27 protein-coding genes are annotated in these 25763 nt (G+C 66.9%); 9 read left to right on the top strand and 18 right to left on the bottom strand.

What is annotated here, in order from left to right; translation table 11 throughout:
* Positions 1 to 18 precede the first annotated feature (18 nt).
* From moaB to RH91_RS16455, 3 genes are read right to left on the bottom strand one after another with little or no spacing between them, the layout of a single operon-like run.
* Entirely contained in the window at positions 19 to 546 is a 528-nt protein-coding gene (moaB, locus tag RH91_RS16465; protein WP_029624001.1) for a molybdenum cofactor biosynthesis protein B, read from the bottom strand.
* Complete coding sequence (locus RH91_RS16460) at positions 536 to 2341, bottom strand: lytic transglycosylase domain-containing protein (RefSeq protein WP_010164090.1); 1806 nt, start codon at positions 2339 to 2341, stop codon at positions 536 to 538. Before RH91_RS16460 ends, moaB begins: the two co-directional genes overlap by 11 nt.
* The gene (locus RH91_RS16455) at positions 2338 to 3093 is read right to left on the bottom strand and encodes a uracil-DNA glycosylase (protein WP_010164089.1); all 756 of its coding nucleotides are present in this window, start codon (positions 3091 to 3093) and stop codon (positions 2338 to 2340) included. The genes RH91_RS16460 and RH91_RS16455 overlap by 4 nt, the downstream gene beginning before the upstream one ends.
* A gap of 156 nt (positions 3094 to 3249) precedes the next feature.
* On the opposite strand from RH91_RS16455, the gene RH91_RS16450 reads away from it, so the two are divergent.
* From RH91_RS16450 to RH91_RS16420, 7 genes are all read left to right on the top strand, one after another.
* Entirely contained in the window at positions 3250 to 4893 is a 1644-nt protein-coding gene (locus tag RH91_RS16450) for an electron transfer flavoprotein-ubiquinone oxidoreductase (RefSeq protein ID WP_029624000.1), read from the top strand.
* Positions 4894 to 4905: 12 nt separating this feature from the next.
* Positions 4906 to 5730 carry a 4-(cytidine 5'-diphospho)-2-C-methyl-D-erythritol kinase gene (locus RH91_RS16445; protein ID WP_010164087.1) on the top strand — a complete coding sequence of 275 codons (825 nt, stop codon included), beginning with the start codon at positions 4906 to 4908 and terminating at the stop codon, positions 5728 to 5730.
* Positions 5731 to 5932: 202 nt separating this feature from the next.
* Positions 5933 to 6667, top strand: a complete 735-nt coding sequence (locus RH91_RS16440; protein ID WP_010164086.1) for an N-formylglutamate amidohydrolase — start codon at positions 5933 to 5935, stop codon at positions 6665 to 6667.
* A gap of 8 nt (positions 6668 to 6675) precedes the next feature.
* Complete coding sequence (gene ilvD / locus RH91_RS16435) at positions 6676 to 8397, top strand: dihydroxy-acid dehydratase (RefSeq protein WP_010164085.1); 1722 nt, start codon at positions 6676 to 6678, stop codon at positions 8395 to 8397.
* 52 nt (positions 8398 to 8449) lie between these two features.
* Positions 8450 to 8755 (top strand): hypothetical protein, encoded by a 306-nt coding sequence (locus RH91_RS16430; RefSeq protein ID WP_232283541.1) that lies wholly within the window; start codon positions 8450 to 8452, stop codon positions 8753 to 8755.
* Complete coding sequence (locus RH91_RS16425; protein ID WP_010164081.1) at positions 8752 to 10179, top strand: bifunctional ADP-dependent NAD(P)H-hydrate dehydratase/NAD(P)H-hydrate epimerase; 1428 nt, start codon at positions 8752 to 8754, stop codon at positions 10177 to 10179. Before RH91_RS16430 ends, RH91_RS16425 begins: the two co-directional genes overlap by 4 nt.
* Positions 10176 to 11357, top strand: a complete 1182-nt coding sequence (locus tag RH91_RS16420) for a class I SAM-dependent RNA methyltransferase (protein WP_029623997.1) — start codon at positions 10176 to 10178, stop codon at positions 11355 to 11357. The genes RH91_RS16425 and RH91_RS16420 overlap by 4 nt, the downstream gene beginning before the upstream one ends.
* Positions 11358 to 11363: 6 nt before the next feature.
* On the opposite strand, the gene RH91_RS16415 is transcribed toward RH91_RS16420, so the two are convergent.
* Positions 11364 to 11915: a class I SAM-dependent methyltransferase gene (locus tag RH91_RS16415; protein WP_010164078.1), complete on the bottom strand. Its 552-nt coding sequence runs from the start codon at positions 11913 to 11915 to the stop codon at positions 11364 to 11366.
* Between the two features lie 95 nt (positions 11916 to 12010).
* On the opposite strand from RH91_RS16415, the gene RH91_RS16410 reads away from it, so the two are divergent.
* Entirely contained in the window at positions 12011 to 12181 is a 171-nt protein-coding gene (locus RH91_RS16410; RefSeq protein WP_010164077.1) for a CsbD family protein, read from the top strand.
* Between the two features lie 52 nt (positions 12182 to 12233).
* Here RH91_RS16410 and RH91_RS16405 read toward each other — a convergent pair whose 3' ends face one another.
* The 4 genes from RH91_RS16405 to RH91_RS16390 all read right to left on the bottom strand — a co-directional run bounded on the left by RH91_RS16405 (position 12234) and on the right by RH91_RS16390 (position 14995).
* The gene (locus RH91_RS16405; protein WP_010164076.1) at positions 12234 to 13871 is read right to left on the bottom strand and encodes a thiamine pyrophosphate-binding protein; all 1638 of its coding nucleotides are present in this window, start codon (positions 13869 to 13871) and stop codon (positions 12234 to 12236) included.
* Positions 13872 to 14094: 223 nt separating this feature from the next.
* The gene (gene grxD / locus RH91_RS16400) at positions 14095 to 14427 is read right to left on the bottom strand and encodes a Grx4 family monothiol glutaredoxin (protein WP_010164075.1); all 333 of its coding nucleotides are present in this window, start codon (positions 14425 to 14427) and stop codon (positions 14095 to 14097) included.
* Positions 14428 to 14432: 5 nt separating this feature from the next.
* Complete coding sequence (locus RH91_RS16395; RefSeq protein ID WP_010164074.1) at positions 14433 to 14672, bottom strand: BolA/IbaG family iron-sulfur metabolism protein; 240 nt, start codon at positions 14670 to 14672, stop codon at positions 14433 to 14435.
* Positions 14672 to 14995, bottom strand: a complete 324-nt coding sequence (locus tag RH91_RS16390; protein WP_010164073.1) for a DUF1476 domain-containing protein — start codon at positions 14993 to 14995, stop codon at positions 14672 to 14674. The genes RH91_RS16395 and RH91_RS16390 overlap by 1 nt, the downstream gene beginning before the upstream one ends.
* A gap of 146 nt (positions 14996 to 15141) precedes the next feature.
* On the opposite strand from RH91_RS16390, the gene RH91_RS16385 reads away from it, so the two are divergent.
* Positions 15142 to 16590, top strand: coding sequence for an Nramp family divalent metal transporter (locus RH91_RS16385; protein WP_010164072.1), 1449 nt, complete (start codon positions 15142 to 15144; stop codon positions 16588 to 16590).
* 63 nt (positions 16591 to 16653) lie between these two features.
* Here RH91_RS16385 and RH91_RS16380 read toward each other — a convergent pair whose 3' ends face one another.
* The 10 genes from RH91_RS16380 to RH91_RS16335 form a co-directional block, all read right to left on the bottom strand.
* Complete coding sequence (locus RH91_RS16380; RefSeq protein ID WP_029623994.1) at positions 16654 to 17655, bottom strand: NADPH:quinone oxidoreductase family protein; 1002 nt, start codon at positions 17653 to 17655, stop codon at positions 16654 to 16656.
* A complete protein-coding gene (leuD, locus tag RH91_RS16375) occupies positions 17618 to 18247 on the bottom strand; it encodes a 3-isopropylmalate dehydratase small subunit (RefSeq protein ID WP_029623992.1) in 630 nt (209 codons plus the stop codon). The genes RH91_RS16380 and leuD overlap by 38 nt, the downstream gene beginning before the upstream one ends.
* Before the next feature lie 133 nt (positions 18248 to 18380).
* A complete protein-coding gene (leuC, locus tag RH91_RS16370) occupies positions 18381 to 19832 on the bottom strand; it encodes a 3-isopropylmalate dehydratase large subunit (RefSeq protein WP_010164066.1) in 1452 nt (483 codons plus the stop codon).
* Between the two features lie 49 nt (positions 19833 to 19881).
* Complete coding sequence (locus RH91_RS16365; protein ID WP_010164065.1) at positions 19882 to 20727, bottom strand: c-type cytochrome; 846 nt, start codon at positions 20725 to 20727, stop codon at positions 19882 to 19884.
* Positions 20728 to 20818: 91 nt separating this feature from the next.
* Positions 20819 to 21706 carry an alpha/beta hydrolase gene (locus tag RH91_RS16360; protein ID WP_010164064.1) on the bottom strand — a complete coding sequence of 296 codons (888 nt, stop codon included), beginning with the start codon at positions 21704 to 21706 and terminating at the stop codon, positions 20819 to 20821.
* Positions 21703 to 22338, bottom strand: coding sequence for a 3-oxoacid CoA-transferase subunit B (locus RH91_RS16355; protein WP_010164063.1), 636 nt, complete (start codon positions 22336 to 22338; stop codon positions 21703 to 21705). The genes RH91_RS16360 and RH91_RS16355 overlap by 4 nt, the downstream gene beginning before the upstream one ends.
* The gene (locus RH91_RS16350; RefSeq protein ID WP_010164062.1) at positions 22338 to 23213 is read right to left on the bottom strand and encodes a 5'-nucleotidase, lipoprotein e(P4) family; all 876 of its coding nucleotides are present in this window, start codon (positions 23211 to 23213) and stop codon (positions 22338 to 22340) included. The genes RH91_RS16355 and RH91_RS16350 overlap by 1 nt, the downstream gene beginning before the upstream one ends.
* 149 nt (positions 23214 to 23362) lie before the next feature.
* Positions 23363 to 24064, bottom strand: a complete 702-nt coding sequence (locus tag RH91_RS16345; RefSeq protein WP_010164061.1) for a CoA transferase subunit A — start codon at positions 24062 to 24064, stop codon at positions 23363 to 23365.
* Positions 24065 to 24134: 70 nt separating this feature from the next.
* Complete coding sequence (locus tag RH91_RS16340; RefSeq protein ID WP_010164060.1) at positions 24135 to 24827, bottom strand: VIT1/CCC1 transporter family protein; 693 nt, start codon at positions 24825 to 24827, stop codon at positions 24135 to 24137.
* A gap of 24 nt (positions 24828 to 24851) precedes the next feature.
* Positions 24852 to 25760, bottom strand: a complete 909-nt coding sequence (locus tag RH91_RS16335) for an SMP-30/gluconolactonase/LRE family protein (protein WP_010164058.1) — start codon at positions 25758 to 25760, stop codon at positions 24852 to 24854.
* Positions 25761 to 25763: the final 3 nt, after the last annotated feature.

Genomic DNA, 25763 nt, shown 5'->3' with positions numbered 1-25763 from the left:
CGTAGCGCCCCAACCCCCTCAGCGTTCGCGCAACCGCGGCATCAGTTCGACGAAATTGCAGGGCTTGTGACGGCTGTCGAGCTGGTCCTTGAGAATTCCGTCCCACCCGTCCTTTACGGCGCCGGTCGACCCCGGCAGCGCGAAGATATAGGTCCCGCGCGTCACGCACGCGCAGGCGCGCGACTGGACGGTCGACGTGCCGATCGTCTTGAAGCTGAGCCATCGGAACAGCTCGCCGAACCCCGGGATCATCTTTTCGGCGATCCGCTCGATCGCTTCTGGAGTGACGTCGCGCCCGGTGACGCCGGTGCCACCGGTGGTGATGACGCAGTCGATCGATTCGTCATCGATCCAGCGGTGCAGCACCGCCATGATGAGACCGACGTCGTCCTTCACGATCTCGCGTTCGGCGAGCACGTGCCCCGCCTCGGTCAGTCGCGCGACGAGGGTATCGCCCGAACGGTCGTCGGCCAGCCCCCGCGTGTCGGAGACGGTCATCACGGCGATACGGACCGGCGTGAACACCGCGTCGAGATCAATTGGCACTGGCGACCGCCTGGCGGGCATTGCTCGAACTCAGCCGGACCGCGGGCGCGCCGGGCATCCCCGGGAAGCGCGGCCACAGCCCTTGCGCCAGCGCCGCGCGGCTGACCGACGCCTTGCGCCCGGTCTGCGTCTCATAAACCCAGTAGTTGCGCAGCACGGTCGTCACATAGCCGCGCGTTTCCCAGTACGGGATCGACTCGATGTAAAGCAGCGGGTCGCCATCGTCGCGCGCCTGCAGGTTCCACAACTGGACCGGACCCGGCCCGGCGTTATACGCAGCGATCACCTTGGGCAGCAGCCCGTTGGTGCAGCTCTGATCGCGCAACTGCTCGAGATAGCTCTGGCCAACCTCGATATTGGTCCCGGGCCGCGACAATGCGGTGCGGTCGAAGATGCGGCCCTGCTTACGCGCGATGTCGGTCGCCGCGCTCGGCATTACCTGCATCAGCCCGTACGCGCCCGCCTTGCTGACGACATCGGTGCGGAAGCGCGATTCCTGGAGCGTGTGCGCGTAGACCAGCGCCTTGTCGACGCGCCAGCCACCGTCCGGCGTCCAGTTGGGCGCGGGGAAGCGCGCCTCGACCGGGGGAGACGCGCCGAGCGGGCCGTTGTGCGAAAGCCAGACCAGTGTCGAAGGCAGATCGAGCGCTGCGGTGAGGCGGACAAGCGACGGATATTCCGCCGCCGTGCCGATCCGCGCCTGTTGCTTGATCACCTGATCGGCCAGGCCGGTCTCGCCGATCTCGACGAGCGCGGCGGCGACATGGATGTTGGGGCGGCGTTCGAGCACCTGCCAGTCGCCCGCGAACACCTTCGCGCTCGACTTGAGCGGCGCTTCCTTGATCCCGAGCGATTGGCGCGACAACAGACCGTAGAAAGTCTCGCGATATTGTGCGGCGTTCTTCAGCCGCGCCTCGACCTTGTCGGGACGGCCGCACTGCATGTCCGCGCGCGCCGCCCAATAGAGGCCGGCGGCGCGGAGATCGACGTCCCCGGCACGGGCCGCGACATTCTGGAAGGCGGTTCCGGCGGCGGTGCAGTCATGCTGTCGCCATGCCGACAAGGCGCCGACCCACATCGCCTCGACCGCGAAATCGCCATAGCCGGTCATCGCCTTGGCCGCCATCGCGCGCGCGTTGTTGTCGTCGCCGGCGAGGTAATACATCCACGCGACCTTGCGCTGCCATTCGGTCAGCGAATCCTGCGACAGGCCATAGGTCGATTCGAGCAACGCCTGCGCCTCGGCACCGCGATCCTCCTTCACCAGCGGCTGCATCTTGATCGCGAGTTCCGCCGCGATCATGTCGCCAGCGACCAGGCTGCGCGCGCGCTTGCGCACCGGCGCGCCGTCGATCCAGATCAGCGCGCGCGCTTCGGGGAGCGGGGGGAGGTCATAACCACCGCGCGATGCCGCCATCGTCGCGAGCTGGCGCGCCTGGGGCAGTTCGGGGGCTTCGGCGAGCAGCTTGAGCAGCGGGTCGAGATCCGCCTTGGGCGAACCCTTGGCGGTGAGCATCTCGGCACGCGCGATCGCGTGGAGCGGGCCGGGCTTCATCGAATCGAGCGCGAGTTGCGCATCAAGCCACTTCTGGTCGCGGATCGCGGCGAACACCGCGCGATAGCCTTCGCGCTGTTCGGGATCGAGTTGCGGCGGGATCGCGGGACGCGCCACCGTCGTCTCGAAGGCGGGCGGTTCGGCCGCCGGGGGGTCGATCGTTGGGTTCGCCACCGCTGGAACCGCGCCGAGCGCGCAGACGAGGGCAACCGAACCCATGAAGACAGTCTTTGCGCTCATGCGCCCAACCCCGCGATAAGCATTTGTAAGTCCTTCCACGCGCGCGCCTTTTCTGCCGGTCTTTCGAGCAGGAGACGCGGGTGATAACTCGCGACCGCCTCGACGCCGATGGTCACGCCGGATTGTCCAACTTCGAGATTAACCAATTGCAAACTACCTCGCGATCGCGTGACATCTGCCCCGGTGAGCGCACGGCTCGGCGCGTTCCCTAACACAAACAGCCGCTTCGGCGCTACTATTGCGACGTGATGCCGGATCAGCTCGGCAAGCCGTGTCTCGATCTCGGGCGCGATCCGTCCCGCGACCGGGCGGATCGTACACATCGGCACGATATAGACGCTGCCCCGATCCCGCCCGATTGCCGCGAGCATCCGGTCGAACAGCCGTCCGGCCGCGCCGCTGAGAAGCGAGCCCGATTCGGAATCCTCCCGGTCGGGGACGTCGGTGATGACCATGATGTCGCATTGCGGATTTCCGCACGCCGCCATCGGCGAACCCGTCCAGCCCGCCTCGGGCGCATCCGGCCCGGTCCGCCAGGTCGCGAACGCCTCGACCGAGGTCGGCAGCGGCGCAGCGACGGGCTGCGCGGCTTCCGCTACGGCGTGCCGCTTCGTTTCACGGACGACCGGCGCGGGCGCAGCGGTCCAGTCGCGCGGGGCCTCGTCCGCGAGCGTGTCGACGCCTGCGTCGCGCCACCATTCGAGCGCACTCGCTGCGACGATCTGCCAATCGAAATTCTGGTCTGCCCCCATATATTCCCTAGAGTCCTATGTTGACGCGAAGGTCAATTCACTGGCACTCGCTTTTTACGGCGATGGGGCCGGACGTTCCGCGCGCGCGACAAGACCGCGCCGCCCCAACCGCAGTGGAGAGACAGCGTGAGCGATACCGAAAACCAGCGCGAATCGATGCCCTATGACGTCGTCATCGTCGGCGCAGGCCCGGCAGGCCTGTCCGCGGCGATCCGGCTCAAACAGGTCGCGATCGAACGCGAAATCGAGCTTTCGGTATGCGTGCTCGAAAAGGGCTCGGAAGTCGGCGCGCATATCCTGTCCGGCGCGGTGATCGATCCGAAGTCGCTCGACGAACTGCTGCCCGAATGGCGCACGATGGGTTGCCCGCTCGCCGAAGTCCCCGTGACCGACAACCAGCACTGGATGCTGTCGAAGCGCGGCAAGACCGCGGTCCCGCATTTCATTACCCCCGGGTTCATGCACAACAAGGGCACCTATACCGGTAGCCTCGCAAACCTGTGCCGCTGGCTCGCGGGGCAGGCGGAAGAGTTGGGCGTCGAGATCTTCCCGGGCTTCGCCGCCGCCGAAGTGCTGTATAACGCGGATGGCTCGGTCAAGGGTGTCGCGACCGGCGACATGGGCGTGGCGCGCGACGGGTCGCACAAGCCCGATTACACACCGGGTCTCGAGATCCACGCGAAATACACCTTCCTGAGCGAAGGCGTGCGCGGGTCGCTCGCCAAGAAGATCATCGCCAAGTTCGACCTCGCGCGCGACAGCGAGCCGCAGGTCTACGGCATCGGCATCAAGGAATTGTGGGACATCGCGCCCGACAAGCATGTCCCGGGCCGCGTCATCCATACCCAGGGCTGGCCGCTCAACGAGACGCCCGGCTCCAACGGCGGCGGCTTCCTCTATCATCAGGCAAATGGCCAGGTCGCGCTCGGCTTCGTCACGTGGCTGAGCTACACCAATCCGTATCTTTCGCCATTCCACGAGATGCAGCGCTGGAAGACCCACCCCGCGATCGCCGAGATCCTCAAGGGCGCCAAGCGCGTGTCCTACGGCGCGCGCGCGATCAACGACGGCGGGTTGCAGTCGATCCCCAAGCTGGTGTTCCCGGGCGGCGCGCTGATCGGCTGTTCGGCAGGCTTCCTCAACGTGCCGCGGATCAAGGGCACGCATACCGCGATGAAGTCGGGCATGATGGCCGCCGAGGCCGCGGTCGAGGCAATCGCGTCGCAGCGCGAGCATGACGAGCTTGTCGCCTATCCTGCCGCGTTCGAGGATAGCTGGGTCAAGAAGGAGCTGTCGGTCGTCCGCAACGTCGTGCCGCTGGTCGAGAAGTTCGGCGAGATCGTCGGCTCGGGCCTTGCAAACGTGACGATGTGGCTGGAAAGCTGGGGCGTGAAGATGCCCTTCACGATGAAGCACCACGCCAACCACAAGACCTTGTGGCGCAAGGATCAGGTGCGCCCGATCGCGTATCCCAAGCCCGATGGCGTCCTGACGTTCGACCGCTTGTCGTCGGTGTTCATCTCGAACACCAACCACGAGGAGAACCAGCCGGTCCACCTCAAGCTCGCCGATCCCGATATCCCCGTGAAGTACGATCTGCCGCTCTACGACGAGCCCGCGCAGCGCTACTGCCCGGCGGGCGTGTACGAGATCGTCGGCGCGGAAGAGGGCGACCCCAAATTCGTGATCAACGCGCAGAATTGCGTCCACTGCAAGACGTGCGACATCAAGGACCCGACGCAAAACATTACCTGGACGGTACCCGAGGGCGGCGGGGGTCCGAACTATCCGAACATGTGATAGCGCGGCACCATGATTGTCGAATCGGCCCCCGCCAAGATCAACCTAGCGCTCCACGTCCGCGCCCGCCGTCCGGACGGGTATCATGAGCTGGAAACGCTGTTCGCATTCGTTACGGACGGCGACAGCGTGACGCTCACGCCGGGACCCTTGTCGCTGACGATCACCGGGCCGTTCGCCGCCGGCCTGTCCGGCGAGGGCGACAATCTCGTCCTGCGCGCGGCGCGCGGCTTTGCCGAGCGGTTCGGCACGAGCGTCGGCGGGGCCTTTACGCTCGACAAGCATCTGCCCGTCGCCTCGGGGATCGGCGGCGGATCGGCGGATGCCGCCGCCGCGCTCCGAACGCTCGCGCGGGCAAACGATATCGCGATCGATGATCCGCGCCTGTGCGCGCTTGCCGCGGATCTTGGATCGGACGTGCCCGCCTGCCTGCTGGGGCGGACCGCGCTGGGGCAGGGGCGCGGCGAAAAGCTCGAACCGCTGGATGGTCCGAGCGGGATGCCGGTATTGCTGGTCAATCCCGGCGTCGCCGTGTCGACCGCCGCGGTGTTCAAGGCGTGGGACGGGCGCGATCGCGGGCCGATGCCCGATGGCGACGTGCTGTCGCTCGCACGCGCCGGACGCAACGATCTCGAGGCGCCCGCCCGCGCGCTGGCACCCGAGATCGATGCGGTGCTGGCGCTGCTCGAAAAAGGGGTGCCGCTGCTCTCGCGTATGTCGGGTTCGGGCGCGACGTGCTTTGCGCTCTACGCCAACGTAAGCGATCGCGCCGCGGCCGCTGCCATGATCAGCGCAGCGCACCCGAGGTGGTGGTGTCTCGAAACGACACTCGCGTGACGGTTTTCCGCATCACAATGGGACGGGGCATGTGCCGAAACGAGCAGGATCGGCGCAAATCCGGGATTGGCCCGGTGCTTGCTGATAAGAGGGGCGATGGGTCCGCCGCCCCCCGTGGTACGCCCATCGATGGTCCGCGTCCCAGCCGCGCGCCATCCCGGATGCGGGGCGGCAAGGGCAACCTTGCCGCCCCCACGCTCCAATGACGGTCGCGCGCTTCCTTGACGGGGACGCTGGCGGCATTCTGCTGATCTGCGATCATGCCTCGAACGCGGTGCCGCCGGGGATCGACCTCGGCGTCGCGCCCGCGCTGCTCGACAAGCATATCGGCGTCGACATCGGGGCTGCCCCTCTGACCGAGGCGCTGGCTGCGACCCTCGGCGCCCCCGCCGTCCTCGCGACGGTTTCGCGGCTGGTGATCGACCTCCACCGCCAGCCCGACCATCCGGGGCTGATCCCGACAGTGAGCGATGGCCATGCCATTCCGGGCAACGACGGTATCGACCGGTTCGAGCGGATCGCGCACCTCTACGCCCCTTATCATCGCGCGCTCGAGGCGATGATCCGGTCGACGCGGCCAACGCTGCTCGTCTCGATCCACAGTTTCACGCCGCAACTCGAGACCGCGGATGGGCCGATGCGCCCGTGGGAGATCGGCATCCTGTCGAACCGCGACCGGCGCGCGGCGGACCTCGCGTTGCCGTTGCTCGCGGCGCGCGGGCTGGTCGTCGGGGACAACGAACCCTATTCGGGCAAGGTGCTCAACGCGACGCTGAACCGACACGGTGAGGCACGCGGAATCGCCAGCATCGCTATCGAAATTCGAAACGACCGCGTCGACGACGCGACCGGCGTAGACCGATGGAACGACATTCTAGCCCCGATTCTGGTCGAGATACGTAATAGACTTGCGCCGAAGGGGGTTCTCGCGACATAGGCGCGCGCATGACACGCACTTTCGACAAATCGAAGCTCCCCAGCCGTCACGTTTCGGTGGGACCCGAGCGCAGCCCGCACCGCAGCTATTATTACGCGATGGGGATCGCCGAGGAGGACATCGCCAAGCCGTTCGTCGCGCTCGCGAGCGCTGGGAACAACTCCGCGCCGTGCAACACCACGCTCGATGCGCAGGCCGATGCCGCGCAGGCGGGCGTCATCACCGGCGGCGGCATGCCGCGCCGCTTCAACACGATCACCGTCACCGACGGGATCGCGATGGGGCACCAGGGGATGAAGTCCTCGCTCGTCAGCCGCGAAGTGATCGCCGATTCGGTCGAGCTTTCCGTCCGCGGGCATTGCTATGACGCGCTGGTCGGCTTTGCCGGGTGCGACAAGTCGCTGCCGGGAATGATGATGGCGATGCTACGGCTCAACGTGCCGAGCATCTTCGTCTATGGCGGGTCGATCCTGCCGGGCCGCTTCCACGACAAGGACGTGACCGTCGTCGACGTGTTCGAGGCGGTCGGCAAATATGCCGCGGGTGGTTGCCCGTTGCAGGAGCTAATCGAGCTCGAGAAGGTCGCGTGCCCCGGTCATGGCGCGTGCGGCGGCCAGTTCACCGCGAACACGATGGCGTGCGTCGGCGAGGCAATCGGTCTGTCGCTCCCCAATTCCAACATGATGCCCGCCCCGTATCGCGGCCGCGACGAGATCGCGATCGCGGCGGGCGAGCAGGTCATGGCGCTGATCGCGGCGAACATCCGCCCGCGCGACATTTGCACGCGCGAGGCGTTTATCAACGCGGCACGCGTCGTCGCGGCGACCGGCGGGTCGACCAATGCCGCCCTGCACCTGCCCGCGATGGCGAGCGAAGCGGGGATCGCGTTCGATCTGTTCGACGTGGCCGAGGCTTTCAAATCAACACCTTACATCGCCGACCTTAAGCCGGGCGGGAAGTATGTCGCGAAGGACATGTATGAGGCGGGCGGCGTCTACATGCTGATGAAGACGATGCTGGCGGGCGGTTTCCTCGACGGCAACTGCCTGACGGTTACCGGCAAGACGCTCGGCGAGAACATCGAGCAGGTGACGTGGAACCCCGACCAGAAGGTCATCTACGACGTGAAGACGCCGCTGTCGCCGACCGGCGGCGTGGTCGGCCTGCGCGGGTCGCTCGCGCCCGACGGCGCGATCGTCAAGGTCGCCGGGATGCATCGGCTCCAGTTCGAAGGCCCAGCACGGGTGTTCGATTGCGAGGAGGATTGCTTTGCCGCCGTCGAGGCGCGGGCGATCAACGAGGGTGAGGTGATCGTCATCCGTTACGAAGGGCCGAAGGGTGGCCCGGGCATGCGCGAGATGCTGTCGACCACGGCGGCGCTCTATGGCCTCGGGCTCGGCGAGAAGGTCGCGTTGATCACTGACGGACGCTTCTCGGGCGGGACGCGGGGATTCTGCATCGGTCACGTCGGCCCAGAAGCCGCCGATGGCGGGCCGATCGCGCTGATCGAGGATGGCGACACGATCCGGATCGACGCCGAGGCGGGGATGATCGACCTCGACGTCGCGCCCGAAACGCTGGCCGCGCGCAAGGCGCAGTGGGTCGCGCGGGTCAACGATTACCAGTCGGGCGCGCTGTGGCGTTATGCGCAGACGGTCGGTCCTGCCTATAAGGGCGCGGTCACGCACCCCGGAGCGGCCACCGAACGTCATGTCTACGCGGATATTTAGGCGCACCATCTTATTTGCATTGCCTCTCGCGGCCTGCGGCGGACAACGGATCGTGCAAGCCGACCAGCCGGATGAACCGCGCGCGACGATCCCCTGCGCGCACGGACAGGCGTCCTATACGCGCACCTGCACCATCGAGCAGGTGCAGGCGCGCGACGGTCTCCTGCTTACCGTGCGCCACCCCGACGGCGCGTTCCGCCGGTTGCTCGTCCCGCGCGACGGGCGCGGCGTGATCGCCGCGGACGGCGCGCAGCAAGCGGTGGTCCGCGCGTTCGGCAGCGACGAAATCGAAGTCGCGCTCGGCGCGGATCGCTACCGCATCCCCGCGACGATCAAGGGCGCGAAGCCAGCCGCATGACCCCGATCGACGGAACCACGATCCTGACCGCAGACCAGATGCGGGCGGCGGAGGCGCGCGCGATGGCGTCAGGGGCAAGCGTCAACAGCTTGATGCGCACCGCGGGTCGCGCCGTTGCCACGGCGGTTGCGCGACTGGCGGGGGACGCGGACATTCTGATCGCGTGTGGACCCGGAAACAATGGCGGCGACGGCTATGTCGCGGCAACCGTGCTTGCCGCGATGGGGCGCGCGGTAAGGGTCGCGGCGCTCAGCGAACCGCGGAGCGACGCGGCGAGGGCGGCCTGCACGGCGTGGACCGGTCCGGTCGAGGCACTGCACGATGCGCCACCAGCGGCGGTTTTGGTCGATGCGGTGTTCGGGACGGGCCTTGCGCGGGCGCTGGCACCCGATCTTGCGGCCACGCTGGCACGTCTCGCCGCTTCCGCACGCCTCACGATCGCGGTCGACCTGCCGAGCGGGGTCGCGACCGACACCGGCCTCATTCTCGGGGAAGGGCCGCACGCCGCCGTCGCCGCCGACGTGACGCTTGCGCTTGGACGTCTGAAACCTGCGCATTTGCTGGTCCCCGCCGCGGAACGATGCGGGGCGGTGCGCCTGCTCGATATCGGCCTGGCGGCGGCCGTCGACGTCGACGGGTCCTTGCGCGCTGCAGCACGACCGTCGTTTCTGGCCGCGCCCAGCTTCGCCGCGCATAAATATACCCGCGGGATGGTCGCGGTAGTGGCAGGGGCGATGCCCGGCGCGGCCGAGCTTTCCGCCGAGGCGGCGTTGCGTGCGGGGGCGGGCTATGTGTTGCTCCTCGGGGAGACGCGGACCACCGTGCCCCATGCGATCGTGCGGCGGCCTTTTTCGGCGGAGGCGCTGGCGGATGAACGGATCGGCGTCATCGTGATCGGGCCGGGGCTCGGTCGCGATGCGGCGGGGCGCGAACGGCTCGATGCCGTGCTTGCAACCAACGCCGCGCTGCTCATCGACGGTGACGCGCTTCACCTTCTCGACGAACCTCGTCTCGCCGCGGTGCGCGCCCGCACCGCGCCGACGATCCTCACCCCGCACGAAGGCGAGTTCGACAAGCTGTTCGGCAAGAGCGACGATCCCCGGATCGACCGCGCGCGATCCGCCGCGCAGAGCGCCGATGCGATTGTCGTGTTCAAGGGATCGAGCACGATCGTGGCGGCCCCGGATAGGTCGGGGATCGTCACACCCCCCGCCAATCCGTGGCTGTCGACCGCCGGGACCGGGGACGTCCTGACCGGCGCGATCGCAGCAGTCGTCGCGGCGCATGCCACCGCGAGCGTCGCGTTGCTCGACCGCGTCGCCGCGGGGGTTTGGCTCCACAGCGAGGCCGCACGACGGCTGGGCGGTGCGTTTCTTGCGGATGATCTTGCGCACGCGCTGAGCGGCGCTAGGGCCGCCGTATGAATGACACGATCGTAAGAGTGGCCGCGCGCGGCGATGGCGTCACTGCGAACGGCCGCCACGCCGCCTTCGCCGCGCCAGGGGACACGCTGACCGCCGACGACGTCGTCGTTCCCGGTCCGCATCACCAGACTCCGCCGTGCCGCCACTTTCCCGAATGCGGCGGATGCCAGCTCCAGCATCTCGACGACGCAAGCTATGCCGCGTTTCTGGTCGATCGGATCGCGGGGGCGCTGGCGGCGCAGCATTTGACCACCGACATCCGCGCGCCGCTGCTCTCACCGCCGCGCACACGCCGACGCGCGACGCTGCACGCGGAAGTAAAGGGCGGCGCGGTACGGCTCGGTTTCAGCGCGGCGGGGAGCCATGAGATCGTCGATCTCAAGGAATGCCACGTCCTGACGCCTGCCCTGTTCGGGCTGCTGGCACCGTTGCGCAAGCTGCTCGCGCGGACGCTCAAGGGTCGGGCCCGAATCCATCTGACCGAGGTCGACCAAGGCACCGACGTGCTGATCGACGGGGCGTTGACGGAGGGGCTCGCCATCGCAGAGGCGTTGACGCAGTTCTGCGGCGATCACGCGATTGCGCGACTGGCGGTGGATGACGGGCTCGGGCCGGAAACACGGTGGGAGCCCGAGGGCGTGACGATTACGCTTGGCGGCGTCGCGGTGCCGTTCCCGCCCGCATCCTTCCTGCAGGCGACGCGTGAGGGTGAGGCGAGCCTTATCGCTGCGGTCCGGGAGGCAGTGGGGTCCCCACGCGGCGCTGTCGCCGATCTGTTTGCCGGTCTCGGGACGTTCGCGCTGGCGCTGTCGGGCAAGGTCTACGCCGCCGAGGCCGGGCGCGACGCGATCCTCGCGCTGCAGTCGGGCGCGAGTCGAGCTGGACGATCGCTGTTCACGGAACACCGCGATCTGTTCCGGCGGCCGCTGACGAGCGCGGAATGCTCGCGTTTTGCCGCGGTCGTGCTCGATCCGCCGCGGGCCGGCGCGCGCGAGCAGATTGCGCAACTGGCGATGTCAACGGTCCCGGTCATCGCGTATGTTTCGTGCAATCCCAGTAGCTTCGCGCGCGATGCGGAGATGCTGAGCAAGGGTGGATACCAGCTCGACTGGGTGCAACCGGTCGGGCAGTTCCGCTGGTCGACGCATGCCGAACTGGCGGCGGTATTCCGGCGGTAGGACGCGCTACAGTTTCTCGGCGAGCCATATCCCCGCATCGTCGCACGCTGGATCGACGTCCATATGCGCGATCAGACGGAGACCGCTGCCCGCGATCGCGGCAGCATAATCGGTCGCCTCGAGGTCGAAGCGGTATGGCGAACCATCGCGATAATCCTTGCGGCTGGGATCCTGATCGGCCGGGGCATTGAACAGCATTCGGCCCTCTGGCTTGAGCCATTCGGCCGCACGCCGCGCCATCAGCGCGCGGTCGTCGTGGCTGAGCCACGTCAGCGAGTTCCACGCGATCACGGCGTCGAACGGCCCTTCAACCTGGACAACGCGCATGTCTCCCTTGATCCAGCGCCCGCGCGCCAGCCGGGTCCTGAGGAGTTCGATGATGGAAGTCGCAGCATCGACACCCGTGACTGCGAACCCGCGATCGAGCAGGTAGCGCGGGATCGGCTGGCCATCGCCGCATCCAAGATCGAGCACTGTGGCACCGGCGGGCAGGGGGGCGACAAGTCGGTCGATCCAGGCCTTGCCGACGAAGCCGGCGTCCCGCGAACGATCAGTCATTGTACAAAGGAACCGCTTGGGACATTGGCCGTTTATTACCTGGGAGTAGCGGATGTCGGCTTGCGACATCGCTTAGGACCGAAAGGATAAAAGCCATGGGCGAATTCATCGACAAGATCAAAGGCAACGTCAACGAAGCCATTGGTAAGGCGAAGCAGGAAAGCAATAATCCTGAGACGCAGGCCGACGGCGCCGCGCAGGAAGCCAAGGGCAAGGCCCAGCAGCTCGGTGGCAAGGTCAAGGGCGCGCTCGGCGACGACATCTGACCTGCGCTGACTGATGATAGAGAGGCCGCTCCGGGAAACCGGAGCGGCTTTTTTATGTCTTGAGCATGGCACCAGCGGTGATCGCACGCATCTCGGTCTTGAGGTGCAGCAGCCGCACGCCGCCTTCTGCCATCGCCCGCGCCAGCGCCGGGGTGAAGCCTTCGGTCGCATCGACCGTTTCCGCCCAGCAGCCATAGGCACGGGCAAGCGCTGCAAAGTCGGGATTGCCAAGCACGGTGCCGCTGATCCTGCCTGGATAGTCTCGCTCCTGGTGCATTCGGATCGTGCCGTAGCCGCCGTTGTCGATCACAAGCACGAGCATGTCCGCGCCATGGGCGACCGCGGTCGCGAGTTCCTGTCCGTTCATCAGGAAACACCCGTCGCCCGCAAGCGCCACGACGGTTCGCCCCGGATAGCGTAACGCGGCAGCGGTCGCCGCGGGCACGCCATAGCCCATGGCACCTGCGGTCGGGGCAAGTTGCGTACCCGGTCCGGCGTAGCGCCAGTAGCGATGCCACCAGCCCGAATAATTTCCCGCGCCGTTGCAGATGATGCTGTCCGCCGGAAGGTGACCGCGCATTGCGGCGACGCACGGCCCGAGATCGAGCGTCAGGCCGTCGCGCGGGGCAGGGGTCGACCAGTCGATATAGGCGGCATGCGCCGCGTCCGCATCGCGCGGTCGGCATGCGATCGAATGGAGCGAGTCTCCGAACGACCCCATGTCCGCGCAGATCGCGAGGTCGGTGCGATAAGTCCTGCCGAGTTCGGCGGGATCGGGATGGACGTGGACCAGCCGCTGGCCCGGATGATCGGGGGTGACGAGGGTGTAGCCGTCGGTCGTCGCCTCGCCAAGCCGGGGACCGACCACCAGCAGCAGGTCGGCCTCGCGGACTCGCTGGACGAGCTTGGGGTTTGGGCCATAGCCGAGGTTACCCGCCCATACCGGGCTGGTGTTGGGGAGAGCGTCCTGGCGCCGGAACGCGGCGGCGACGGGCAGGCCACACCGCTCCGCCCATGCCCCAAACGATTCCGCCGCGCGCGTGCTCCAGCCCGCGCCACCGATGATCGCGAGCGGGTTTTCCGCCGCCTCGAGCAGTTCGGCGAGGGCGTGGAGCTGGAACGGATCGCACGCCTGCACCGCAGGATCGACGCGCGGCCGGTCAACCGCGTCGACGCGGTCGAGCAGCATGTCCTCGGGCAAGGCTAGGACGACCGGGCCGGGCCGGCCCGACATCGCCACGCTCCACGCGCGCGCGACATATTCGGGAATGCGACGCGCATCGTCGATCTTCGCCGCCCATTTCGCGATCGGGCCGAACATTGCCGGGAAATCGATTTCCTGGAACGCCTCGCGATCGCGCGTGCCGCGATCGACGTCGCCGATGAACAGGACCATCGGCTGCGAATCCTGCATCGCGACATGAACGCCGATCGACGCGTTGGTTGCGCCGGGACCGCGCGTGACGAAGGCAACGCCGGGCCGCCCGGTCAGCGCGCCATCCGCGCACGCCATGAAGCCGACGCCGCCTTCCTGTCGGCAGATGACGAGATCGATTTCGGGCGTGTCATGCAGCGCGTCGAGCACCGCGAGGAAGCTCTCCCCCGGCACCGTAAAGATGCGGTCGCATCCCTGCGCCAGCAGATTGTCGACAAGGATCTGGCCGCCGGTGCGGGGGGATTGGGTCGTCATGCCCGGGTTCTAGCGAGGGATGCGGGGCAAGGAAACCGCGATAAAATGTCGGAAAACTTTACACTCGTCAGGGTGGACGCTGTACCGTTAACCACCGCGAACTCTGCAAAACCGCGCTTGTGGCGTTCTGGCACGCCGCATGCTACTAGATCGATATGCCGAGCGGTTACGCTTCAGCAGGGCGGGTCAGCGCTACTCCAGTGCGACCCGCCCGACCCGGCCGTCAGTTCGCCTTCGCGACGCCCTGTTCCTCGAGCAGCGTGGCAAGCTCACCGCTCTCGTACATTTCCATCATGATGTCCGAGCCACCGACGAATTCGCCCTTCACATACAGCTGCGGGATCGTCGGCCAGTCCGAAAAGGTCTTGATTCCCTGGCGGATACCTTGGTCCTGAAGCACGTCGACGCTGTCGAATTCGACGCCGATGTGGTTGAGAATCGCAATCGCACGGCTCGAAAAGCCGCACTGCGGGAATAGCGGGCTGCCCTTCATGAACAGCACGACGTCGGACTTGCCGACGAGGTCGGCGATACGGGTCTGGGATTCGTCGGTCATAGTCATCACTCCTGAACAGGGACGGCGGTGGTGAGTTGCAGCGCATGGAGTACGCTGCCCATCCGGTCGCCCAGCGCGGCATAAACGGCGCGCTGTTGCTTCAACCGCGGTTGCCCGCGGAAACTCTCGGCGGTGACCCGTGCGGCCCAATGGTCGCCGTCCCCCGCCAGATCGGTCATCTCGACATGGGCATCGGGAATGCCCGCGACGATCAACGCCTCGATCTCGGCCGCAGACATGGGCATTATTCGCTGCCCATCAACTGGCGGCGCGCCTCGACCGTCTTTTCCTCGATTGTGCGACGGATCGTCGGTTCGTCGATCGCGACGTTTGCGGCGGTGAGATCGCTGCCCAGCTTGCGGATCACGTCCTCGTCGCCGGCTTCCTCGAAGTCGGCCTGGACCACGGCAGTCGCATAGGCATCCGCCTCTTCCTTGGTCAGACGCATCTCGGTCGCCGCCCAATGGCCGAGCAGGCGGTTGCGCCGGGCGACGATGCGGAACGCCATTTCCTCGTCGCGCGCATATTTGGTCTCGAAGGCGCGTTCGCGATCGTCGAAGCTGGTCATGTGCCGTTGGTCCCCGGATAACGGTAGGAAAGGATGCACCGGAGATAGGGACAGCGGGGGGATGGTGCAACGCATCGCTGTCGCAACCGTTCGACTCTCGATTCCGCGTCGGCAAATAGCGGGACTTCGGGTAGGGCATCACCTTCATGGCTTCGTCACAGAAAAAGCGCGCGCTGTTCGAGCGCACGATGGCCCCGGCGGATTCTCCCGATTTCGCGCGATCGCTGCCGGAGGCGCATCGCAGCGTCAAAGTCTGGGAAAGCGGCGATCCGCGACGCTCGAACTGGCGGCAGTGGCTCGGGTTCGCGGGGCCCGGGTTCCTCGTTTCGGTCGGGTATATGGACCCGGGCAATTGGGGGACCGATCTCGCGGGCGGGAGCCAGTTCGGCTACACGCTGCTGTGGGTCATCCTCGCGTCGAACCTGATGGCGATTTTCCTGCAGGTGTTGTGCGCGCGGCTTGGGATCGTCACGGGACGCGATCTCGCGCAATCGTGCCGGGCCTATTATTCCAAACCCGTCTCTGTCGCGCTCTGGCTGCTGTGCGAAATCGCGATCATCGCGTGCGATCTCGCCGAAGTCGTCGGTTCGGCGGTCGCGCTCAACCTGTTGCTCGGCCTGCCGCTGGTGTGGGGCGTGGTGATCACCGGGCTCGACGTGTTGCTGTTGCTGCTGCTGATCAACCGCGGGTTCCGCAAGATCGAGGCGGTGGTGATCGCGCTGGTCGCGACGATCGGGCTGTGCTTTGCCTATACGATCGTGCTGGCGAAGCCCGACTGGAGTGCGGTCGCGCTCGGCGCGGTGACGCCGGACATTCCCAACACCGCCGCCCTGCTGATCGCGCTCGGGATCCTCGGCGCGACGGTGATGCCGCACAACCTCTATCTCCACTCCTCGATCGTGCAGACCAGGGCGTTCGGCCGCGGCAAGCGCGATATCAAGGCGGCACTTACCTTCAACACGATCGATACCGTCGTCGCGCTCGGCATGGCGTTCTTCGTCAACGCGGCGATCCTGGTGCTCGCGGCGGCGGTGTTCTGGCGCAACGGCATGGTCGTCACCGAGCTGCAGGACGCTCACCAGTTGCTGCGACCCGCGCTGGGCGGGGTGGCGGCGACGGCGTTTGCGCTCGCGTTGCTCGCTTCGGGGCAATCCAGCACGATCACGGGGACGCTTGCCGGGCAGATCGTGATGGAGGGGTTCCTGCGGATCCGCGTCCGGCCCTGGCTGCGGCGAATGGTGACGCGCGGGCTTGCGATCATCCCCGCGTTGATCGTTATTTCGGCGACCGGGGGGAAGGATACGGTCGAATTGCTCGTGGTCAGTCAGGTCGTGCTGTCGATGCAGCTGCCGTTCGCGATCTTCCCGTTGATGATGGTGACGAGCAGCCGGGCACGGATGGGGGAATATGCGAACCCCTTGTGGGTAAAACTGCTCGGCTTCGCGATCTGCAGCGTGATCGCAGGGTTGAACGTGTATCTGCTGTGGGAAACGATCGGGCCATTATGGGTCGGGGTGATGGCGGCAGCGATGCTGGGGTTCGCCGGCTATGTCCGGTTTGGATATGCGCCACGGCCGAGAGCGGTACGTGACTGACCGAGTGCATCACCCCGGCACGCAGCCGGGGCGATGCCCGCTATCCGGCACATTCTATGGCGCTCACGGCGCGACCGTCACCACCAGCTTCCCGATCGCGCCGCGTGCCGCCATCTTGGCGATCGCCTTGCCGCCATCCTCGAACGCGAAGGTTTCGGTGACGCGCGGGCTGATCTGGCCGCCCGCCCAAAGCCGGAACAATCGATCGATATGCGCCCGGTTTGCCTCCGGATCGCGCGCGGCAAACGCGCCCCAGAACACCCCGCAGACGTCGCAGCTCTTGAGCAACGTCAGGTTGAGCGGAAGCCGTGGGATCCCCGCCGGGAAGCCGACGACGAGATAGCGCCCCTCCCAGCCGATCGAGCGCAGCGCAGGCTCGGCGTAATCGCCACCCACCGGATCGTAGATCACGTCATAGCCGCTCTTGCCGCCCGCCGCCTTGAACTGCTCGGCGAGTGCTTTGGATTGATCCTTGTCGAACGGTGCGCGCGCGTAGACGATCGTCGCGTCGGCACCGGCATCGCGCGCGGCCTGCGCCTTTTCCTCGGACGAGACGGCGGCGACCACGCGCGCGCCGAACGCCTTGCCGAGTTCGATCGCCGCAAGCCCGACCCCGCCCGCCGCGCCGAGCACGAGCAGGCATTGCCCCTCGGCCAGATGCCCGCGGTCGAGCAGCGCGTGGATCGTCGTGCCATAGGTCAGCAGCAGCGACGCGCCCTCGGCGAAACTGCGCCCTTCAGGCAGCGCGAACAGGCTGGTGGCGGGGAGGGCGATCTTCTCCACCAGCCCGCCCGATCCGGTCGTCGCGATCACGCGGTCGCCGGGTTTCCAGTCGGTGACGCCGTCTCCGACGCTTTCGACGACGCCCGAGATTTCGCTCCCCGGCGCGAACGGGCGCGGCGGCTTGAACTGATATTTGTCCTCGATGATCAGGACGTCGGGATAATTGATCGAGCACGCCTTCACCGCGACCACGACCTGCCCCGGTGCCGCCACCGGATCCGGCAGCGTATCGAGCGTTAGCGTTTCAGGTCCGCCCGGCGCTTTCGACAAGAGTGCTCGCATCCGCCCGTTCTCCGCTCATCCACGGCCGGTGTTCGCTTACCCCGGCTTCGTATTTCGAAATCGCGGTATCTCTTGCCAGTGTCAGGCCGATCTCGTCCAGCCCTTCCATCAAACACTGGCGACGGAAGGCGTCGAGGTCGAAGGCGAAGCGGTCCTGGAACGGGGTGGTGACGGTCATCGTCTCGAGATCGACCGTGACGGGCTGGTCCTGCGCGACCTCGAGCAGGCGATCGATTTGTTCCTGCGGGAGCACGACGGTGACAATGCCGTTCTTGAAGGCATTGCCCGAGAAGATGTCGGAGAAGCTCGGCGCGATCACCGCAGTGATCCCCATGTCCGCAAGCGCCCAGGCGGCATGCTCGCGGCTCGACCCGCAGCCGAAATTGTCGCCCGCGATCAGGATTGGCGCGCCACTGTAGCGTGGATCGTCGAAGATGTTGCCGGGCTTGGCGCGCACGGTCTCGAACGCGCCCTTGCCGAGGCCGTCGCGCGTCACGGTCTTGAGCCAGTGCGCGGGGATGATGACGTCGGTATCGACGTTCTTCTGGCCCCATGGGTAAGCGGTGCCGGAAACTTGGGTGACAGGCTGCATCATGGGGTCCAGTTCAGGCGGGATCAGCGCGGCGTGGCGGTGATCGCATCGTTGGCGGCGGTACGCGCGGTCGCGGCATAGGCCGCGATCCCGCTCAACAGGGTTCCCATTACCAGCAGAACCAGAACACGCTTCATCGATCGTCCCCCCCGGACAGTGTTACGAGGTCACGCACGTCACTCAGGCGCCCGGTGACGGCAGCAGCCGCCGCCATTGCGGGCGAGACCAGGTGCGTGCGCGCACCCGGGCCTTGTCGTCCTACGAAATTCCGATTCGATGTGGAAGCACAGCGGAGACCGGGCGGTACTTTATCGGGGTTCATTGCCAGGCACATCGAGCAACCCGGCTCGCGCCAGTCGAAACCGGCCTCGACGAAGATGCGGTCGAGGCCCTCGGCCTCGGCCTGCCGCTTGACCAGCCCCGAGCCGGGCACGACCAGCGCATGGACGCCATCGGCGACGCGCCGACCGTTCGCGACCGATGCGGCGGCGCGGAGGTCCTCGATCCGGCTGTTGGCGCAACTGCCGATGAAGACATAGTCGATCCCGACGTCCTGCATCGCGGTGCCCGCGGTCAGCCCCATATAGTCGAGCGACTTTCGCGCGGCGTCGCGCTTGGCCGGATCGGCGAAGCTGTCGGGGTCGGGGACGTGGCCCGTGATCGCGACGACATCCTCTGGGCTGGTGCCCCAGGTCAGCAGCGGCGCGATGTCGGTCGCGTCGAGCGTGACGACACGGTCGTAGCGCGCGCCGGGGTCGCTCGGCAGCGTCCGCCAATAGGCAACCGCCCGATCCCAGGCATCGCCCCTGGGTGCCATCGGCTTGCCCTTGAGATAGGCGAAGGTCGTCTCGTCCGGCGCGACCAGTCCGGAACGCGCGCCGGCCTCGATCGACATGTTGGCGACCGTCAGCCGCCCCTCGATCGACATGCCGCGGATGACCGAACCGGTATATTCGAGCACATGGCCGGTCCCGCCCGCAGCCCCGATCTTGCCGATGATCGCGAGGATCACGTCCTTGGGCGTGATCCCGAAGCCCAACGTCCCGTCGACGCGGATTTCCATCGTCCTGGACTGGCCGAGCAGCAGCGTCTGGGTCGCGAGCACATGCTCGACCTCACTCGTCCCGATCCCGAACGCGAGCGCCCCCAGTGCGCCATGCGCGGAGGTGTGGCTGTCGCCGCAGACCAGGGTCGTGCCGGGGAGGGTGAAGCCCTGTTCGGGCCCGACGACATGGACGATCCCCTGCGCCGCCGCGACCGCGTCGATATAATCGATCCCGAAGTCGCGCGTGTTGCGCTCGAGCGCGTCGAGCTGCGCTGCGCTTTCCGGATCGGTGATCGGCAGGCGGACACCCTGCGCATCGCGCCGCGCAGTGGTTGGAAGGTTGTGATCGGGGACCGCGAGCGTCAGGTCGGGCCGACGGACGGTGCGGCCATTAGCCCGAAGCCCGGCGAACGCTTGCGGGCTGGTCACTTCGTGAACAAGGTGGCGGTCGATATAGATCAGGCAGGTGCCATCGTCGCGACGCTCGACGACGTGGTCGGCCCAGATCTTCTCGTACAGGGTTAAAGGACGGCTTGCCATCCGCCGCGCTCTAGCGGAAAACTGCGTGAACGCAATTCCAAACGTCGCTTTATTGCGTGGAGGGGTGGTTCTGCTCGCGCACCAGATACGCCTGGATCGCCGCGATCTCGTCGTCGGTCAGCATCTTGAGATCACCTTTCGCGACGCGGCTCATCAGTCCCAGATCGCGCGGTGTCATTCCCACGCCCGTTCGCAGCAGCGTGTGAAAAGCCTTGGGGTCGTAGGCGGCACCCACCTCCGCGAGGGCAGGGATGATCGTCGCGGGCGCGCCTTCTTCCGGCTTGGCCTGATGCAGGTCGTGGCAGGCGAGACAGGATACGTGTGCGAAGTACCGACCGGTCCCGGTCGGTCTGCGGGGCGGGGCAAGGTCGATCGGCTGGACCTTGCTGTCGAGCGCCCCGGTCAGGACCAGCAACCGAGCGAGCGGGCCGTAGGAGACGGTGCCGGCAACGTCGTTCGGGCTTGGCCGCAGCGTGCGAACCCACCCCATGATCCGCGCGACGTCATCGTCCGAGAGATGCGTCAACGCCTGCGTCGGCATGACATGCAGTGCGGTGCCATCGCGTTTGACGCCGTGGCGGATCAACCGCACGAGATCCATATCCGAATAGTCCGCCACGCGCCGCGCGAGCGCTGGCGCGGCAATCCGCCCGATCATGAGGCCATCGGCAAGAACGCGTCCTGTTCCATCCGGCGAGTGGCACCCTCGGCACCCCACGATTCGCGCCAGCCGGCCGCCCTCCACCAGCCCCGCAGGCGATCGGTCCGCGACGATCGGCTCGACAAGCGTGGCATGGGTTTGGCGGAGCACCCATTCCGACGCGACGTACAGCAGAACGACCGCCAGCACGATCGTGCCGACAAGCGCAAACGCCGTTCGTTTCACCCAGATCATGACGCCCCCCAGCTCCCTCGGGCCCAAGCGCTATCGCGGTTTACCTACCAGAAAACCGTCAAAAGCGCGAGCGTGCCGGGGCAGTGAAGGGTCAGCGAGGACCGAGTGTCGTGTCGAGGAAGGCAACGCTATTGGCGAGCACGCTGGAGCGCGCGCGGAACGGGCGGGACAGCGCCATCACGATTGCCTCATGTGTCTGGCCGGGATAGTTTTTCACCGAAACCGCTGCCCCGTGCGCGTGCAGCGCCGCGGCGAGCCGAAGCGCGTTGCGCGGGCGGACGGTGGTGTCAGCGGTGCCGGTGATGAGCAACATCGGCGGGGCATCGCCACGCGCGAAGGTAATCGGCTGCGTCATCCGCGGATCGGCAACGCCTTTGAACGCCTCGCGAGCGCGACTCGAGGTCCAGGGGTAGAAGTCATACGGACCGCATAAGGGGACCGCCGCGCGGACGATCCGCGGATCGACTCCTTCCGCCTGCAGCCAGCGCCGGTCGAGCGCGAGCATCGCGACCGTGTAAGCGCCTGCCGAATGCCCCGACAGCGCGATCCGCGCGGGATCGCCGCCAAATGCAGCAATATGATCGCGGGTCCAGCGGACCGCTTGTGCGCCGTCCTGCAGCATCGCCGGGAAGCGGATCGCGGGGACCTTGCGATAATCGGGAACGACGACGACGAACCCCGCCCTGGCAAACGCGCGCGCGGCGAAGGCGTAGGCCGCGCGATCGCCCTTCACCCAGCCGCCGCCATACCAGAAGATGACGACCGGGCGTTTGGCGTTACCGGCATCGGCCGGCCGCCAGACGTCGAGCGTCTGACCGTGGCTTCCGAACGCAATCGCATTCCCCGGCCGCTCGACCCCGATCCCGCCGCCCGCGAGCGCATCGATGAGGCTCAGGATGCCGGGGGGCGACATGAACACGGCAATCAAAGCCACCAGCAGCCCGAACGCCAGCGCGGTGCCGAGCAGCCAGCGCCTCACATTACATACTTTGCCGTGGTCTTGGCGGCGATCTCGTCCGCGGTCACGCCGGGGGCCATCTCGACGAGCCTGAACGGCGACTGGTGATCGGGTCGCTGGAACACCGCGAGATCGGTGACGATCATGTCGACGACGTTCTTGCCGGTCAGCGGCAGTGTGCATGCGGGGATGAACTTGGGGTCGCCGTTCTTGGAGGTATGCTCCATCACGACGATGATCTTCTTGACGCCAGCGACCAGATCCATCGCGCCGCCCATGCCCTTGATCATCTTGCCCGGGATCATCCAGTTGGCGATGTCGCCATTCTCGGCGACTTCCATCGCGCCGAGCACGGTCAGGTCGATATGTCCGCCGCGGATCATCGCGAAACTGTCGGAAGAGCTGAAATAGGAGGATTGCGGCAGTTCGCTGATCGTCTGCTTGCCCGCGTTGATCAGGTCCGCATCTTCTTCACCCGCGAGCGGGAAGGGGCCGATCCCCAACATTCCGTTCTCGGACTGGAGCGTCACTTCGACCCCCGCCGGGATGTGATTGGCGACGAGCGTCGGGATGCCGATGCCGAGGTTGACGTAGAAGCCGTCCTGCAACTCACGCGCGGCGCGGGCTGCCATTTGGTCGCGAGTCCAGACCATCACTTGTCTCCTGCGGGCGGTGCCCAGCGTTTGTCTTGCGGGAAGATATCGTCGAGCCCGCCCTTGAGCGCGGTGCCATAGACGGGGTTGGGCCATACGAACCAGCCCGCGCCGAAGTGCGCGGCGATCGGACCCGACAGGACCGTCGCACGGCGGGGCGCGGGGGCGAGCCCGGCGTTGAACAGGTCGCTGAAATCGCCGAGCTGGTCGCCACCCATAGCGACGACGCAGAACTTCGCGGCGATCGTCGCGCGGCGCCCGTCCTTGCGGCTTCCCATCGCGTCGTCGCCGGACAGGTACAGCGTCTCGCCATGGACCGCGGGGCCGAGACCAGCGGCTTCGATGGTGGCGCGGGTGATGTCGGCATTGGCGATGGAACGATTGGTATTGAAGATGACCGTCACGCCCATGCGGCGAAGCTCCGCCAGGGCGGCGACCGCGCCGGGCTGTGCGGCGACCTTGTCGAGGTCGCTGCGCTCCCAGGCGTTCCAGACTTTCTGGTCATAGGGCGCGGGATGCGCTGCGTCGTTCGCTTCGAACCCGAGGTTGAGCAGCACGGTTTCGTCGACGTCGAACACGACCGCTTTCGGTTTCGTGCCGCACGGCACCCAGCGCGGCGCGGCGAGCGACGCGCCTTCAGCGAGGATCACGGATTCGGCCGGCGATGCCGCGACTTTTTGCGCGACGAAGCCGGTCAGCTGCCGCCATGTCTGCAGCGCCTGCGCCGCCGCTTCGCCGGAGCCGTACAGATATTGCATTCCGGGCGGGACGGCGGGGGTGCTGGCGAGCGGAACCGCCTGCGTCGTGGTGCACGCGGAGAGAGCCAGCGCCAAAACCAAAAAGCCACTCTTCTTCAGGAGTGTCGGGTCGGCCATGCCCCCGGCATGGCCTGAGGGATGCAGGGCATCCTTCACCCGACACTGGGTTGGGGTGGGGCAGTCCAGCAGCACTTCGCTCTCTGCGAGGCACGGCCCCACCCCCAACCCCTCCCCTGAAGGGGAGGGGCTAATAACGTCTTCCCCCGTCACGCCGCCTCGCGCACCGTGCGGAACTCGATCTTTTTCTCGTAGGGCGCGCCGAGAATCAGCCGCTGGACGTAAATGCCCGGCAGATGGATGCAGTCCGGATCGAGCGACCCGACCGGGACGATCTCCTCGACTTCCGCGACGCAGATCTTCCCGGCGGTCGCCATCGGCTGGTTGAAGTTGCGTGCGGTCTTGCGGAAGATGAGGTTGCCGCTTTCGTCCGCCTTCCAGCCCTTGATGATCGCGAGATCGGCGCGGATGCCGCGTTCGAGGATGAAGTCCTCGCCGTCGAAGGTCTTCACTTCCTTGCCCTCGGCGACCAGCGTGCCGACCCCGGTCTTGGTATAGAATCCGGGAATGCCAGCGCCGCCCGCGCGGCAGCGCTCGGCGAGCGTGCCCTGGGGACAGAATTCGACCTCGAGCTCGCCTGCCAGATATTGCCGCTCGAATTCCTTGTTCTCGCCGACATAGCTCGAGATCATCTTCTTGATCTGGCGGCTGCGCAACAGCTTGCCGAGCCCTTCGCCGTCGATCCCGGCATTGTTGCTCGCGATCGTCAGGTCCCGGGTGCCCGCGGCGAGGATCGCGGCGATGAGCCGTTCGGGAACCCCGGCCAGCCCAAACCCGCCCGCGCAGATCGTCATACCGTCGAAAAGCACGCCCTCCAGGGCGGCGGCGGCGTCGGGGTAGATCTTACGCATTGGCTGGTCCTTTCGGATGTTGCCGCCCGATTAGGGCGGGGGAGGGCGGCGGGTCAAGCCGCCGCCACGGTCAGACCTGCGCGCCGAACAAATGCCCGATTCCGGCCGTCACCGCCATCGCCAGCGCCCCCCAGAACAGTACCCGCACCGCGCCGCGCCACAGGGACGCACCGCCGATCTTCGCCCCGGTCGCGCCAAGCGCCGCGAGCAACACGAGTGTCGCGATGACCACCGCCTCGATCAGCGCGGTGCCGCGGAACAGCGCCGCCATCATCACCGGGAAGATGGCCCCCACCGAAAAACTCGCCGCCGACGCAAGCGCGGCCTGGACCGGGCGGGCTTCGAGAGCCTCGTGAATTCCGAGTTCGTCGCGCATGTGCGCGCCGAGCGCGTCGTGTGCCATCAGCTGCTGGGCGACCTGAAGCGCGAGCGCGGAGTCCAGCCCGCGGTGCCGATAGATCGCGGCGAGCTCGTGCGTCTCGGCCTTGGGGTCCTCTTCGAGTTCCGCGGCCTCGCGCGCGCGGTCGGCTGCTTCGGTATCGGCTTGCGAGCTGACCGAGACATATTCGCCCGCGGCCATCGACATCGCGCCGGCGACGAGCCCGGCGATCCCGGTCAGCACGATCTCGGCCGGTGCGCGCGACGCCGCCGCCACGCCGACGATCAGGCTCGCGGTCGAGAGGATTCCGTCGTTCGCCCCGAGGACCGCCGCGCGGAGCCAGCCGATCCGCTGGACGAGATGTTTTTCACCATGTCTTATCATCGCTTTGTCCTAGCCGGACCGGGCTCAATACGCCAGCGCGAGCCCGGCGCGCGGCCAGTCCATTCGGACGAGCTGCCCGGTGCCCGACAAGGTGATGTACGCGGTCCGCCGGTCCGCGCCGCCCCAGCAGATGTTGGTGGTGAACGGATCGGGCGTGGGGATGAACTCGACCAGGTCGCCGGCGGGCGAAATGACCGATATGCCGCTCTCGCCGATCGTCGCGACGCAGATGTTGCCGCCTTCCTCGACCCCGAGTGAATCGAAGAACTTGTACCCCGCCGGGCGATACACCGGGATGCCTGCGCCGCCGAGCCCCGCCGTCTGATCGACCTTGCCCGGCGCGGTGATATCGAAGGCCATCAGCCGACAGGTATAGGTCTCCGCGACATACAGCCGCTTGCCGTCGGGCGAGAGACCGATGCCGTTCGGGTTTTCGCTCGGGAAGATGACCTCCTCGAGATGGCTACCGTCGGCCTTGGCATAGAAGATCCCCGTGACGTCGCGTTCGCGCTCGCGGGTCTTGCCGTGGTCGGTGAACCAGAAGCCGCCATGCGCGTCGAACACGATATCGTTCGGCCCGCGCAGCACGCAGCCGAAATCGCCGTCGCGGTACACCGTCTCGACCGCGCCGGTCACGAGGTCGATCCGCTCGATCCTGCCCCCCGAATAATCGCGTGCCTGACCGTGTGGGATCAGCAACCCGCTGGGGTGTTCCAGATATTCGAATCCGCCGTTGTTGCAGCAATACAGCTTGCCGTCGGGCCCGAGCGCGAGGCCGTTCGGACCCCCGCCAGGTTCGGCGACGGTCGAGACCGTTCCGTCGGGGGCCACCCGGCTGATCCGCCCGGCTGCGATCTCGACCAGCACCACGCTGCCGTCGGGCAGCGCGACCGGTCCTTCGGGGAAGCGCAGTCCTTGCGCGACGGGGATCAATGT

The sequence above is a fragment of the Sphingomonas sp. PAMC 26617 genome, from assembly GCF_000242835.1.
Lineage (GTDB): Bacteria > Pseudomonadota > Alphaproteobacteria > Sphingomonadales > Sphingomonadaceae > Sphingomonas.
The sequence above is the reverse complement of the archived record's forward strand: the minus strand, read 5'-3'. Positions and strand labels throughout refer to the sequence as shown.

Coding starts and splice junctions, on each gene's coding strand:
- RH91_RS16460 (WP_010164090.1), bottom strand. CDS start 2,341: ATGAGCGCAAAGACTGTCTTCATGGGTTCGGTTGCCCTCGTCTGCGCG.
- RH91_RS16455 (WP_010164089.1), bottom strand. CDS start 3,093: ATGGGGGCAGACCAGAATTTCGATTGGCAGATCGTCGCAGCGAGTGCG.
- RH91_RS16450 (WP_029624000.1), top strand. CDS start 3,250: ATGCCCTATGACGTCGTCATCGTCGGCGCAGGCCCGGCAGGCCTGTCC.
- RH91_RS16445 (WP_010164087.1), top strand. CDS start 4,906: ATGATTGTCGAATCGGCCCCCGCCAAGATCAACCTAGCGCTCCACGTC.
- RH91_RS16440 (WP_010164086.1), top strand. CDS start 5,933: ATGACGGTCGCGCGCTTCCTTGACGGGGACGCTGGCGGCATTCTGCTG.
- ilvD (WP_010164085.1), top strand. CDS start 6,676: ATGACACGCACTTTCGACAAATCGAAGCTCCCCAGCCGTCACGTTTCG.
- RH91_RS16425 (WP_010164081.1), top strand. CDS start 8,752: ATGACCCCGATCGACGGAACCACGATCCTGACCGCAGACCAGATGCGG.
- RH91_RS16420 (WP_029623997.1), top strand. CDS start 10,176: ATGAATGACACGATCGTAAGAGTGGCCGCGCGCGGCGATGGCGTCACT.
- RH91_RS16415 (WP_010164078.1), bottom strand. CDS start 11,915: ATGACTGATCGTTCGCGGGACGCCGGCTTCGTCGGCAAGGCCTGGATC.
- RH91_RS16410 (WP_010164077.1), top strand. CDS start 12,011: ATGGGCGAATTCATCGACAAGATCAAAGGCAACGTCAACGAAGCCATT.
- RH91_RS16405 (WP_010164076.1), bottom strand. CDS start 13,871: ATGACGACCCAATCCCCCCGCACCGGCGGCCAGATCCTTGTCGACAAT.
- grxD (WP_010164075.1), bottom strand. CDS start 14,427: ATGACCGACGAATCCCAGACCCGTATCGCCGACCTCGTCGGCAAGTCC.
- RH91_RS16395 (WP_010164074.1), bottom strand. CDS start 14,672: ATGCCCATGTCTGCGGCCGAGATCGAGGCGTTGATCGTCGCGGGCATT.
- RH91_RS16390 (WP_010164073.1), bottom strand. CDS start 14,995: ATGACCAGCTTCGACGATCGCGAACGCGCCTTCGAGACCAAATATGCG.
- RH91_RS16385 (WP_010164072.1), top strand. CDS start 15,142: ATGGCTTCGTCACAGAAAAAGCGCGCGCTGTTCGAGCGCACGATGGCC.
- RH91_RS16380 (WP_029623994.1), bottom strand. CDS start 17,655: ATGCGAGCACTCTTGTCGAAAGCGCCGGGCGGACCTGAAACGCTAACG.
- leuD (WP_029623992.1), bottom strand. CDS start 18,247: ATGCAGCCTGTCACCCAAGTTTCCGGCACCGCTTACCCATGGGGCCAG.
- leuC (WP_010164066.1), bottom strand. CDS start 19,832: ATGGCAAGCCGTCCTTTAACCCTGTACGAGAAGATCTGGGCCGACCAC.
- RH91_RS16365 (WP_010164065.1), bottom strand. CDS start 20,727: ATGATCTGGGTGAAACGAACGGCGTTTGCGCTTGTCGGCACGATCGTG.
- RH91_RS16355 (WP_010164063.1), bottom strand. CDS start 22,338: ATGGTCTGGACTCGCGACCAAATGGCAGCCCGCGCCGCGCGTGAGTTG.
- RH91_RS16350 (WP_010164062.1), bottom strand. CDS start 23,213: ATGGCCGACCCGACACTCCTGAAGAAGAGTGGCTTTTTGGTTTTGGCG.
- RH91_RS16345 (WP_010164061.1), bottom strand. CDS start 24,064: ATGCGTAAGATCTACCCCGACGCCGCCGCCGCCCTGGAGGGCGTGCTT.
- RH91_RS16340 (WP_010164060.1), bottom strand. CDS start 24,827: ATGATAAGACATGGTGAAAAACATCTCGTCCAGCGGATCGGCTGGCTC.